Origin of the sequence: Nocardia asteroides, assembly GCF_900637185.1 — a bacterium.
In the GTDB taxonomy this organism is placed as follows: Bacteria; Actinomycetota; Actinomycetes; order Mycobacteriales; family Mycobacteriaceae; genus Nocardia; species Nocardia asteroides.
In genome coordinates this window covers 6,030,873-6,043,006 of the sequence record NZ_LR134352.1, presented here as the reverse complement: position 1 = coordinate 6,043,006, position 12,134 = coordinate 6,030,873, and the positions used below count along the sequence as shown (strand labels likewise).

The 12,134-nt window shown below is 72.6% G+C and carries 9 protein-coding genes and 1 pseudogene; 5 read left to right on the top strand and 5 right to left on the bottom strand.

The features are described 5' to 3' along the window. Positions 1-155: 155 nt before the first annotated feature. A complete protein-coding gene (locus tag EL493_RS28080) occupies positions 156-854 on the top strand; it encodes an LppP/LprE family lipoprotein (RefSeq protein WP_022565487.1) in 699 nt (232 codons plus the stop codon). Here EL493_RS28080 and EL493_RS28075 read toward each other — a convergent pair. Continuing rightward, entirely contained in the window at positions 851-1,960 is a 1,110-nt protein-coding gene (locus tag EL493_RS28075; RefSeq protein ID WP_019048511.1) for a metallophosphoesterase, read from the bottom strand. The genes EL493_RS28080 and EL493_RS28075 overlap by 4 nt on opposite strands. 165 nt (positions 1,961-2,125) lie before the next feature. Here EL493_RS28075 and EL493_RS28070 point away from each other — a divergent pair, with 165 nt between their 5' ends. Then, the gene (locus EL493_RS28070; protein ID WP_022565488.1) at positions 2,126-3,754 is read left to right on the top strand and encodes a serine/threonine-protein kinase; all 1,629 of its coding nucleotides are present in this window, start codon (positions 2,126-2,128) and stop codon (positions 3,752-3,754) included. 229 nt (positions 3,755-3,983) lie between these two features. Further along, positions 3,984-5,087: an alpha/beta hydrolase gene (locus EL493_RS28065; RefSeq protein ID WP_019048509.1), complete on the top strand. Its 1,104-nt coding sequence runs from the start codon at positions 3,984-3,986 to the stop codon at positions 5,085-5,087. Between the two features lie 59 nt (positions 5,088-5,146). Here EL493_RS28065 and EL493_RS28060 read toward each other — a convergent pair whose 3' ends face one another. After that, positions 5,147-8,188 (bottom strand): arabinosyltransferase domain-containing protein, encoded by a 3,042-nt coding sequence (locus tag EL493_RS28060; RefSeq protein ID WP_019048508.1) that lies wholly within the window; start codon positions 8,186-8,188, stop codon positions 5,147-5,149. A gap of 8 nt (positions 8,189-8,196) precedes the next feature. Here EL493_RS28060 and EL493_RS33385 point away from each other — a divergent pair, with 8 nt between their 5' ends. Then, a complete protein-coding gene (locus EL493_RS33385; protein WP_019048507.1) occupies positions 8,197-8,520 on the top strand; it encodes a hypothetical protein in 324 nt (107 codons plus the stop codon). 208 nt (positions 8,521-8,728) lie between these two features. Here EL493_RS33385 and EL493_RS33945 read toward each other — a convergent pair. The 3 genes and pseudogenes from EL493_RS33945 to EL493_RS28050 all read right to left on the bottom strand — a co-directional run. Continuing rightward, positions 8,729-8,920: pseudogene (locus tag EL493_RS33945) on the bottom strand (hypothetical protein); the annotation flags it as partial. Between the two features lie 184 nt (positions 8,921-9,104). Beyond that, positions 9,105-9,992, bottom strand: coding sequence for a serine hydrolase (locus tag EL493_RS28055; protein WP_019048505.1), 888 nt, complete (start codon positions 9,990-9,992; stop codon positions 9,105-9,107). After that, a complete protein-coding gene (locus tag EL493_RS28050) occupies positions 9,989-10,864 on the bottom strand; it encodes a LysR family transcriptional regulator (RefSeq protein WP_019048504.1) in 876 nt (291 codons plus the stop codon). Before EL493_RS28050 ends, EL493_RS28055 begins: the two co-directional genes overlap by 4 nt. 171 nt (positions 10,865-11,035) lie before the next feature. On the opposite strand from EL493_RS28050, the gene bla reads away from it, so the two are divergent. Further along, on the top strand, positions 11,036-11,941 hold the full coding sequence (gene bla, locus EL493_RS28045) for a class A beta-lactamase (RefSeq protein WP_019048503.1): 906 nt from the start codon (positions 11,036-11,038) through the stop codon (positions 11,939-11,941). The last annotated feature ends 193 nt before the right edge of the window (positions 11,942-12,134 follow it).

Genomic DNA, 12,134 nt, shown 5'->3' with positions numbered 1-12,134 from the left:
GCCGATTCTCGTTGTCCGCGAGCGCTGTTCGGGCCGCAGGGTGATGATCCGCCACCCTAGGGTGATGATCCGCCGATTCGGCCTAACGGGCCTGACCAGGGCCCCGATGGAGTCAGCAGAACGCGCGCCCGGCGCGGACGGAATCGAGGGGTGTCATGAACAACGTTGTGCGGATGAGCGCGCTGACCGTCGCCGCGGCGGCCACGGTCGCGGGATGCACCGGTGACGGCGGTTCCACGGGGACGCCGCCGAAGACGACGGTAATCGCCACCTCACCAGCGCCCACCGGCGGACCGCAGCCGACCGGCGGCCAGGAGCCGACGGGCGGTCAGCAGCGGCCGACGGTCGGTCAGGAGCCGACCGGTGGGCAGACACCGCCGACCACGGTGGTGACCGAGCGGCCCGGACCGACCTCGGCTCCGGATCGACCGTCGGGCAACGACATCAGCGGACCCGGCCGATGCATCGACCCCGCTTCGACCGGCGTGCGGAACGCGGTGGCCACGTTGGGCGACGGCTGGGTCGCCCAGCGGGCCTCGGCCGATCAGCCGGGCCAGTGCGCCCAGCTGCTGTGGGTGCGCGCGGTCGGCGGCAACTCCGCGGGCGCGCCGATCCACGTGCTGTTCTTCCACGACGGGAAGTACCTGGGCACAGCCACTTCCGAGCCGTACGCGTTCACCACGGTGGCCGGCTACACCGACACGGTGGTCACCGTCGAGTACAAGTGGCTGGCCGGTGACGAGCCGTTCGCGACACCGCAGGGCGGACCGGCGGCGATCCACTACACCTGGAACGGCGCGAATGTCGTGATGAGCGGGCCGCTGCCGACGGAAGTCACCCAGCCGCACCGCTAGGCCGGATGCAGCACCAGCACGGTGATCTCGCTGGGCGCGAAGATCCGCAGCGGCGGACCCCAGTAGCCGGTGCCGCGGCTGGTGTAGAGCTGGGTGTCGCCGGCGTGCTTGCTCAGCCCGGCCACCACCGGCTGGTCCAGCCGGACCAGGTAGTGGAACGGCCAGATCTGGCCGCCGTGGGTGTGCCCGGAGATCTGCAGGGCCACCCCGGCGGCGGCGCTGTCGAGGATCTGCTTGGGCTGGTGGGCCAGCAGGATCACCGGCAGGCCGGGGTCGGCGCCGGCCAGGGCCGCGGGCAGATCGGGTCCGTGGCCGGGCAGTCCGACGCCGGTGGGGTCGTCGATGCCGGCGATGATCAGCCGGTCACCGTCGCGTTCGACGGTCCGGTGCGCGTTGTGCAGCGGCTGCCAGCCGAGCCCGGCCATGTGGTCGATCCAGCCCTGCGCGTCGCCGAAGTACTCGTGGTTGCCGGTGATGTAGAACCGGCCCAGCGGCGCCTCGACCCGGCCCAGCGGGTCCACCTGGGCGCGGCGCTTGGCGACCGAGCCGTCGGCGAGATCACCGGCGTGGCAGGCGATGTCGGGGCGCTGCGCGTTCACCAGGTCGACCACCCGCTCCGACCAGCGCAGCCGGTCCAGGGCGGCGAAGTGGGTGTCGGTGACGACGACGACCCGCAGTCCGTCGAGCCCGGCGGCCAGGCCGCGGATCTCGATGTCGACGGTGCGGACCCGCGGCACCCGCCGCGCCTCGTACACACCCCAGGCGATCAGCACCACCGAGGTCACCGCCACCGCGGCCGCCACGATGCGCGCGGCGAGGGCGCCGTCCACCCCCGCGACGGCCAGCGCGCCCCGCGCGAACAACCCGAACACCGACCAGGCGAACACCACCCACATCGCCCCGAGCAGGGCGTCGCCGACGATCACCGCCGGATCGGACTGGGCGGGACCGTGTCCGAGGAACATCGCCGCGGGCAGGCACAGGTAGCCGAGCACGCAGATCGCGGTACCGGCCCAGAACAGGGCGCCGGTGCCGCCGGTGGGCGCGGCGATCAGGGTCCACCAGGGGAGTGCGAACAGGACCGCCGGGATCAGCAGCATCAACATCAGGCGTACAGCGATTCTCACTCCGGTCCCGTCCTGCGCAGGGCCGCCGGCGACAATCGCGGCCACGATTGTTCTCCCAGGGTAGTCGTGGCCGCGACGGGGTGGGCGCAGGGCCGATAGCCTGGGCACGGTCGCGCGGGTGGTCGCGACCTGAAGGAGCAGGTGATGGAGTTCGGGCCGGGCGCGACCCTTGCGGGCTACCGCATCGAACGCAGGCTCGGCGGCGGGGGCATGGGCGCGGTGTATCTGGCGCGGCATCCCCGGCTGCCGCGCCGGGACGCGGTGAAAGTACTCGACGCGCGACTCGCGGTGGAGCCGACCTTTCGCGCGCGTTTCGAACGCGAAGCCGATATGGCCGCCCGCCTGCGGCATCCCAATATCGTGCAGATCTTCGACCGCGGCGTCGACGGTGACCGGCTGTGGATCGCCATGCAGTTCGTCGACGGACAAGACGCCGCGCAACTGCTGCGCCAGGGCCTGGCCGTCCTCACCCCCGAGCGGGCGGTGCGCATCGTCACCGAGGCCGCGGCGGGCCTGGACTACGCGCACCGGCAGGGCCTGCTGCACCGCGACATCAAGCCGGCGAACCTGCTGATCGCGCGCGCCGACGACGGCACCGACGAGGTGCTGGTCACCGACTTCGGAATCGCCCGCAGCATGGGTGAGACCACCAGCCTCACCTCGGCGGGCTCGGTGCTGGGCACCCTGGCCTACGCGGCGCCCGAACAGCTCGAGGGCGACCCGCTCGACGTGCGCACCGATGTCTACGCCCTCGGCGGCACCCTCTACGAGCTGCTGACCGGCTTCGTCCCGTTCCGGCGCGACAGCCCGGCATCACTGATCAGCGCGCATCTGATCGAGCCGCCGCCGCGTCCCTCGGCCGCCAACCCGGCCCTGCCGCCCGCTCTGGACGCGGTCATCGCGCGGGCCATGGCCAAACGCCCGGACGACCGGTTCGCCACCTGCGGCGAACTGGCCGACGCCGCGGTCGCCGCGCTCGGCGGCACGCTGCCGGGCACGACCACCGCGCTCACCCGGACCCCGACCATCGCGCCGCCGCGCCGCCGCGCGAAGACGATCCTGCTCGGCATCGGCGCCGCCGCGGTGGTCGCGGGCGTGACAGTGGTCGCCGTGCTGACTGCCCAGAACCGGGCGTCCCCGGGCAATTCCGACGGACCGGCGACCGCCGTGCAGATCGCGGCCGTCCCCGGCAGCCCCACCGCGGCGACGGTGCTGCGGCCCTGGCTCGACGACGTGCTCGCCGGTGACCTGGCCGCTCTGACCCGCAAATGCTGGACCCAGTCACCGGCCGAGATCCCGCGCATGTACGGCGACGCCCGGCAGATCGCCGACGCCGTGGGCAGGCCCGGAGTACTGGGGAAATTCGGTCCGTCCTGGCACAACGACACCATCCAGGTGAGCCTGCGCCCCAGCGAATTACAGTCCGAGTACGGCTGCCCGATCGTCACCGACCGGGACGCGCCGCTGCTCACCGACGAGCAGGCCCGCTACACCGTCGAGCGCTATCTGAGCCGGGTGGTGGGTGATCCGGTGAATCCCGCCGATGTGGAACCCGACTACCCGCTGCTGTGCGCGGGCGCCCAACCGGGCACCGTGCTGTCGGGGGTGCGGCGCTTCGCCGACCGGGAACTCACCGTGCGGCGCTCCACCGGCACCACGGCGACCGTGGACGCGCCGGTGACCAGCGCCGACGGTACCGCCGCCGCCGTGACCCTCGGCCTCGATCAGGCCGCGAACGGGTTCTGCATCACCCGTATCGAGCGCGCCGGCTGAGCGCCGGCGGCCAAGGGAATTGCGTCACATCGCATTTGGCTCTGCCCCGCGGATCGGGGGCGCGCTATGCTGCCCGGCAGGATCCGTCCGCAGGCCGAGCCGCCGCGGACGGGTGGAGTGGGGAGCGGCGGGTGCCGCACAACGGAAAGGTCTGACCTAGATCATGCGTGGCGTAACTGGGGGCGGGGCGCGGACGCGCCCGCACCGGTCCAGCAGACTCCGACGTGGCATGGCGGGCGCCGCCGTGGCCGCGTTGCTGCCGCTCGGCGCGTCGGTGGCCGTGGTCGCCCCGGCGTCGGCCGATGCCGATCCGTCGGCGATCGACTTCGCCGTCGATTCCTCGATGGGCACCATCAACACCCGGATCGTGCGCGCCGCCGACGGCAACACCGACCGGGTGGTGTACCTGCTCGACGGCGAACGCGCCGAGGACGATCTGAACGGCTGGGAGAAGCACACTTCCATCCCCGCCCAGATCGCCAAGTTCAACATCAATGTGGTGATGCCGGTCGGCGGCCAGTCCAGCTTCTACGCCGACTGGGACCAGCCGAGCAGCTTCTTCGGCGTGAACCCCGACGGGTCGGCCCTGCCCAGCGCGGACTCCGGGTCCGCCGTCGGCGGCTGGGAGGACACCAACGGCAAGGTCACCAAGTACGAGTGGGAAACCTTCATCACCAAGACGCTGCCCGACGCGCTGAAGAGCCGACTCGGGTTCAGCAACACCCGCAACGGCGTGCTCGGCCTGTCCAGCGGCGGCAGCGCCGCGCTGCTGATGGCGGCCTACCATCCGGAGCAGTTCGTCTACGCCGGATCGCTGTCGGGCTACCTGCACATGTCGATGCCCGGCATGCGGGAGGCGCTGGGCGCGGCGATGATCGCCAGCGGTGGCTACAACATCGAGGCGATGGCGCCCGCCGGGAGCGAGAAGTGGCGGCGGATGGACCCGTACGGGTTCGCCGAGAAGCTGATCGCCAACAACACCCGCCTCTACATCTCCGCGGGCAGCGCCAAGCCCGCCGACCAGGATCTCTCGTCGGTGGACGCGATCACCCAGGGCATGCCGCTCGAGGCGATCGCGCTGGCCAACACCCGCTCGTTCGAAAAGCGGATCACCGCACTGGGATACACCAACGTCAGCTACGACTTCCCCGATATCGGCATCCACAACTGGGGTACCTGGGAGCAGGTCGCCATCCGGTTGATGCCCGACATGGCGCGCAATATCGGCAAGCCGCTGCCCGCGGGCGCGCCGCCCGCCGGTGGTGAGCCGCCCGCCGGTGCGCCGGGTCAGCCGCCCGCCGGTGGCCCGCCGGGGAACGAACCGCCGAAGTAGGTTCTCCCACAGCCGAAACCGCCGTTGCCTCGATGAAGGCAACGGCGGTTTTCTGTGTGTCAGCGGGTCCGGATGGGGCTCTCGCCGGTCCAGCCCCACGCGCTGTCCGTGCGCGTGGTGAGCTCGGCCGGTGGGGCCGCGATCAGGCGGGTGAGGCGCTGGAGCTCACCCCAGTCCCTGGTCCAGTCCTCGGCCAGGTAGGCGGGGATGGTGCGCGACTGCGTCAGCAGGCCGGTCCAGCCGAGCGGGCCGCCGCCGGTGTCGCCCTGCCAGGTCTCGGAGACCTGGGCGTTGAGCTTGTCCGGCTGGATCCGCCACAGCGGCGTCTCCGCGACCCCGACGCGATGGTCGAACGGACGCTGGCACGGGAAGGCCAGTCCCACATGGAAATCCGTGAGGACCGGATCGGTGCTGCCGACCACGGTGTTCAGCGATGACAGCGTGGGCAGCCGCGGCGGGGTGAGCGCCAGCCACTGCAGGGGATCGGGTTCCCTCGACTCGGCCACCAGCCGGACCGCGGTGGTACCCACCGGGATCCGATCCAGATCGATCGGCAGATTCCGCCAGCCGGGCGCCCCGCCGACCGTCGGCGGCGCCAGCTCACCCGTCGGTGTGACGGTGCCGTCCTCCGCTCGCCGCGCGAACTCGACCCGCAACCGCTGCCCGGGCATCCGGCTCCCCTCCGGCGACACCGACTCGATCCGGCCCGCCACGGTCAGGATCAGCACCCGGTGCGCGGGATTCTGCCGGGCGGCAGCGAGATCCAGTCGATACCACTGCGTGGTCAGCGCACTCCGCTGCGGGGCGCCGGTGGAATAACTGCCGAGCACCGGCGTGCGCTCGGGGACCAGCCCGAACGGCAGTGCCACGGTGCTGCCGTTGACACCGGTCACCGGATTCTGGCCCGCACCACCCGGTCCCGATCCACCACCCGGCGCGGCACCCGGTCCGCTGGGCGCGCCCTGACCCGCTGTGCCGCCGGTCGGGGCGGATCCGCCGGGTGTGTTACCCGGGCTGCTGGATGGGGCGGATCCGCCCGGGGTGCCACCCTGGCCGCTGGGAGCGCCGCCGGCGGATGGCGGGGGTCCGGCGGGGGTGCCGCCTTGGCCGTCGGGGCCCGGGGTGGGGCCTGAACCTGATGGGGGAGCGGAGGATTGGCCGGGGCCCGGGTCGGGGGCGAGGCTGCCGAGGCCGTTGGGGGTGAAGCCGGTGTTCTCGGCGGCGAGTCCGTCGGCGACCGTGCCGGTGTAGGGGGTGAGGAGGGAGTCGGCGGTGTTGGTCTCTACGAGGACCTCGTCGGCCATGGCGCACTGGTCACCGGTCATGGTGCGCAGGTTCGACAGGGCGACCGAGTAGGCGGGGTACTGCGAGACGGCGGCCGTCGCCAGTGATCCCACGTCGAGCAGGACCATGCCCGCCGCCGCGAGAGTGAGTGGCACCACGGCTGGGAACCGGGAAGTTCGTATGGCCGTGCCGTTCTCGGGCGTGCGGTAGTACTGCCTCAGGGCGACCAGTAGGGCGAGAACGGTCGCGGCGAGGAGCAGGGTGGAGACTTCGATGCCGCCCAGGGCCGGGGCGCGGTCGGGCCAGGGGACCCCATAGCCGGAGACGTACCAGTAGCCGTTGGAGCCGGTGAAGCAGACCGCGAGCAGGAACAGGACCGCGGCGGCGAACAGCGTGCGCAGGTAGTTCGCGCGCACGACGGTGCGGCTCAGCGCGACCGTGGTGATCGCGGCGAGACCGCCTGCCAGGCCCGCGTAGACGCCGAAATGGTGGGTCCACTTGGTGGGGGTGAACATCATCAGCAGCAGGGCCAGGAACGTGACCGCCAGGATGCGGGTGACGGGGCCGCGCGCGGTCCCGGGAATGCTCCCCCCACGGCGTACGGCCGCCAGGATGCCGACGGCCAGGCAGAGCAGCATGGCGAGCACACCGAAGCGGCGGGCCAGCGAACCGTCGGGGTTCACCGACAGCAGCGAATCCCAGCGGGTGCGTTCCTCGAACCACGACATGTCGGGGCCGACGAGCTGCCGGACACGGGTGGCTTCCAGCACCGTCGAGAAGGTCTGGTCGGCGAAGACCACCACGAGCACCAGGGTGCCCGCCGCCGCTATCGGCGCCAGCACCGCCGCGTATCGCCACCACCGCGGACCCGAATCGGTCGCTGCCCGTGCGGCGATGACGCGCAGGACCGGGCGCGAACCGGCCAGCAGCGCGCCCACACAGATGAGGCCGGTCGGGCCGGCGGCCAGGGAGAAGGCGGCGACCAGCACCGCGACGGCGGCGGGCAGCAGCCGCCGGGTGGCGATGGCGCGTTCCATCGAGCACCAGGTGAGCAGCGCGCCCACCGCGATCAGCGGTTCCGGGCGCAGGCCGTTGTTGAAGGGCAGCCACAGCGCGAGGAACACCAGCGCCGCGGTCCAGCGTGCCGTCGCACTCGCCGTGACCCGGGAACCCAGGCGCGGCAGCACTTCCCGGCTCAGCAGCAGCCAGCAGACCAGGCCGGCCAGCAGCGCGGGCAGGCGCATCCACAGTCCGGCCTCGCTGACCCGGGTCAACTGCGCGAGCACCTCGTACGGCCAGCCGAACGGGGCCTCGGCGACCTGGAACCACCGGTAGTAGTTGGCCGTGTAGCCGGCCTCGCGCGAGGCCTTCGCCATGGTCAGGATGTAGCCGTCGTCGGAGCTGTTGGCCCCGATCACGTGCCACACCACGAGCGTGCCCGCGACCGTTCCGTCCAGCCAGGTCGGCCGCCACCAGCGGGCGGGCAGGACGCGGCGCGAGCGTCGGCCGTCACGAATATCCGCGCGGTGCAGGCAGATCAGCGCGAGCAGGGTGCACAGCACGGCCCCGAGTATCGCCGCCAGCTTCCACCCACTCGGGCTCGACGAGAACCGCGTGTCGATCTCCGCGTGCAGGCGCGCGTCACCCATCCGCCCACGATCCAGCTCGGTGTAGACGCCCACGATCTGCGGCCGCACATCCCCCTCGACGACCGTCCGCAGCGGCGACCCGTCGGCCTTGCTCAGCCCGGTCAGCTCGGCTGTCGTGCGCGACGCGGTCGACGTGATGGTCAGCGCGCCACAAGCCGCCGCTTGCACTTTCTCCTTTGCGCCGCTGGGGATTCCACCGCCCGGGCCCGCTGGCGGACTACCTGGTGTGGCGTTGCCTGGTGTCGGGCTGCCTGGTGTGGCGCCGCCTGGTGTCGGGCTGCCTGGGGTGGCGTTGCCTGGTGTTGGGCTGCCTGGTGTGGCGCCGCCTGGTGTTGGGCTACCTGGGGTGGCGCCGCCTGGTGTCGGGCTGTCTGGTGTGGCGCCGCCTGGTGTTGGGCTGTCTGGGGTGGCGCCGCCTGGTGTCGGGCTACCTGGGGTGGCGCCGCCCGGTGTCGGGCTACCTGGGGCAGCGCCGACCGGTGGCGGACTACCCGGAGTAGCACCGTTCGGCGGGCTAGCCGGGCCAGCACCGCTCGGCGGGCTAGCCGGAGCAGCGCCGTTTGGGGGCGGACCGGTCGGTGCGGTGGCGCCGGGATCAGGGCGGCTCCCGGGTGCCGGTGTCCCTCCTGGTCCAGAATCGGCGAGCGTTTCGCCCGGGCCGGCGATGTCCGCCAGGGACGCGCTCAGCAGCAGGCGGTCGCGCAGGACGACGGCGAGGGTGCGGCCGCTTTCGGGGCGGTCTTCGATGCGGGCGACGAGGCCTTTGGAGCCCGCGCGTGGGGCTTGGGGAGGCACCGTCGACAGCACGGTCGCGCCGGTCAGGTCGCGCAGGGCCGTGCACGGGACGCTCAGGTCCAGCGACAGCGGCACGTAGTCCACCAGCGGCGCGCTCAGCTGCATCGACTGCGGTTGCGGCCAGTCCAGGCTCGCCCGTTCCTGCCGAACCGGCAGTAACGGCGCCGACACCGCCAGCGCCGCCCCGACGACCCCCGCCACGATTCCGGCCAACCGCACCCGGCCGAAGCCGGAAGAATCTCCACCCACGAACGACGATGCTAGCCATACCGGGTGCGGGCGGACAGCGTCAGCGGGGGCGGCGCAGTTCGGTCACGGCGATACGGGCGGCCTCGCCGATGGCGGCGTCGACCACGGGCAGAGTCGGGTCGGCCCGCGCCGCGCGGGTGAAAACCGCCACGGCGACCGGGGTTTCGCCGGGAAACTCCACCACCGCGACCTCGTTGCGGATCACCCCGATGGTGCCGGTCTTGCCCGCCACGAGGACCCCGCTGTGCGGGAAGGCGGCGGCGATCCGATGCTGCCAGACCTGACGGCCCATCACCGAACGCACGAATTCGGTACTCGCCGTGGACAACACGGCCCCGCTCCACAGCAGGCGCAGGAACCGGGTCATCTCCTCGGGGGTGGTGGCGCTGGCGTAGGAGGGGTCGTAGGCCGACACGGTCCACGCCTCGTCGTTGTCGGCGAGCGCGGCGAAGGCCTCGGCGGTGGTGTGGGTGTCGGTGTCGCGCACCAGGCTGCGGTGCTGGTCGGCGGTGCCGCCGACGATCCGGGTGCCGGTGAGCCCGAGTTCGTCCACGAGATCACCCACCGCGCCCAGCCCGACCTCGCCCAGCAGGACGTCGGCGGCGGCATTGTCCGACACCGTCATCATCGACGTGGCCAGATCCCGGAAGCTCAGCGTGACGGGATCATGCAGGGCCGCGAGCCCGGTCGGGCCAGGCGTGCAGTCGGCGGGGACGACGGTGATCCTGGCCGCCGGATCGAGCCGGCCGTCGTCGACGCGGCGGCAGAACGCGGCGAGCAGCAGCAGCTTGTACACCGACGCGACCACCACCCGGTCGTCACCGCCCAGCGACACCTCGGCGGCGGAGTCGTCGCAGCGCCGGGCGTGCAGCCACCCGGTGCAGCCCGCGTCGGCGAAGACGGCGCGGATCCGGTCGACCGGGCTCACCGCAGACGTTCCCGGTACAGCACCCGATCCAGCGCGTCGGCGTGCGCGCCCGCATCCGGGCGGCGAATGATCCTGACCCGCAAGGCCACCGACTGGGGCGCCAGCGTCAGCCAGGCCACCCCCGGTGTGGGCGTCGGCGGGGTGGCGGTGAACCCGAAACCGGTGCCGGCGGCGACCGCGGCGAGCACCGCGCGATCGTCGGCGGCGGTCAGCGTGGGTACGTCGAGTCCGCGCTCGCGCAACAGGTCCAGGACGGTGTCGAAGGCGGGTGGATTGGCGGCGCGCGCGGGATGGGCGAAGTGCAGGCCCGCGAGCATCGGGAAGGTGGGACGCTCGGTCGTGGTGGTGCGGTGGTCGGCCGGAACCACCAGCCAGCGTGGGAGTTTCACCACCGGTCCCGCGTCGACGCCGTCGACCAGGGCCGGATGTTCGACCACCGCGACATCGCACACCCCCGCCCGCACCTCGGCCACCAGGTCGACGGTGGTTCCGAGCGCGGTCGACACCGTGCCGCCCGCGGCCCGCAGCGCGGTGACGCACGCCGTCACCAGCCGGTCGGGCAGCGCCGTGGTCGCCGCGAAGCGCACGGTGCCGCTGCGCTGGGCGATCCGTTCGGATTCCGCGAGCAGCCGGTCGGCGTCGTCGACCAGCAGCCGGGCTCGGGGCAGCAGCTGCCTGCCCGCCGCGGTGAGCACGGCGCCCTGGCTGGTGCGGTGGATCAGTTCGAGGTCCAGATGCTGTTCGAGCCGCCGCAGCCCCTGTGAGAGCGGCGGCTGGGTCATCTCCAGCGCGGCCGCGGCCCGCCCGAAGTGGCCCTCGTCGGCGACCGCGACGAAGAACCGGAGATGACGGAGCAGATCCATGTCGGCCATTGAACCAGCGCCCGCCCGGCGAGTACCCCGGATCGGGCACCGGCAGCCGACCGTCCGCACGGTTGTCCCCAGCGTGACCTGGGCCGATATCGAAGCCGACTCGGACACACCCCGCTCGGGTATTGGCCGCGCCCGCGGCCGCGGTGATGGGCTGCACCGGTGACTTCCTTCGTGACCCTCTCCTTCCGCAGGCGCCTCGCCGCCGCCGCGCTGGCGCTCATCGCCGTCGCCGCGTCGGCGTGCTCCACCGCCGCCACCGAGGCCACCGCGCCCAGCTCCACCGCGGCGGCCGCGGACGCGCTCGCGTTCGCCGCCCTGGAGTCGACCTACGATGCGCGCCTGGGCCTGTCGGTGCTCGACACCGGCACCGACCGCGTCGTCGCCTACCGCGAGCACGAACGTTTCCCGATGGCCTCCACCTTCAAGGGCCTGGCCTGTGGCGCCCTGCTCCAGGCGCATCCCCTCGCCACGGGCTATTTCGAGCAGGTGATCCGGTACACCGCCGCCGACATCGTCGTGAACTCCCCGGAGACCGAGCAGCACATCGACACCGGTATGACCGTCACCGCCCTCTGCGACGCCGCGATCACCCAGTCCGACAACACCGCGGGCAACCTGCTGCTCCGGCTGCTCGGCGGCCCCGAGGGTTTCACCGCCTTCCTGCGCACCCTGGGCGACCAGGTGTCGCGGCTGGACCGCTGGGAACCCGAGCTCAACACCGCCGTCCCCGGCGACGAACGCGACACCACCACGGCCGCCGCGCTGGCCGCCGACTACCGGGCTCTGGTCGTCGGCACCGCGCTGGCCGAACCCGAACGCGCCCAGCTCGCCGCGTGGTTGAAGGCCAGCAGGACCGGCGCCAAACGGATCAAGGCGGGGCTGCCCGCGGACTGGACCATAGGCGACAAGACCGGCACCCCCGCCTACGGATCCGCGCTCGACGTCGCCGTCGCCTGGCCGCCCGGCCGGGCGCCGCTGGTCCTGGCCGTGCTCACCACCCGCACGGAGAAGGACGCCGATCCGGTGAACGAGCTCGTCGCCGAGGCGGCGAAAACCGCGGTGGCGAGCCTCAACTGACCCGCCGGCCCGCCGCCACCGACCGCGCGCACCGCCCCGGCTCGTCAGCGGCCGCTACGAACTGGGCGGTGAGCACGGGGCCGGAGCCGAGCACGGCCGGATCCGGACGATGCCCGCTGCTCTGCGAGGGTGTCGCCGAGGCCACCGCGAGGCTCGGCGGCGACCCGGTTGAGCCGATCACCCCCGCTCGGTG

Bases quoted from the DNA above. Each gene is read 5' to 3' on its own strand.
- EL493_RS28075 (WP_019048511.1), bottom strand. From the start codon at position 1,960: ATGTTGATGCTGCTGATCCCGGCGGTCCTGTTCGCACTCCCCTGGTGG.
- EL493_RS28080 (WP_022565487.1), top strand. From the start codon at position 156: ATGAACAACGTTGTGCGGATGAGCGCGCTGACCGTCGCCGCGGCGGCC.
- EL493_RS28070 (WP_022565488.1), top strand. From the start codon at position 2,126: ATGGAGTTCGGGCCGGGCGCGACCCTTGCGGGCTACCGCATCGAACGC.
- EL493_RS28050 (WP_019048504.1), bottom strand. From the start codon at position 10,864: ATGGCCGACATGGATCTGCTCCGTCATCTCCGGTTCTTCGTCGCGGTC.
- EL493_RS28065 (WP_019048509.1), top strand. From the start codon at position 3,984: ATGGCGGGCGCCGCCGTGGCCGCGTTGCTGCCGCTCGGCGCGTCGGTG.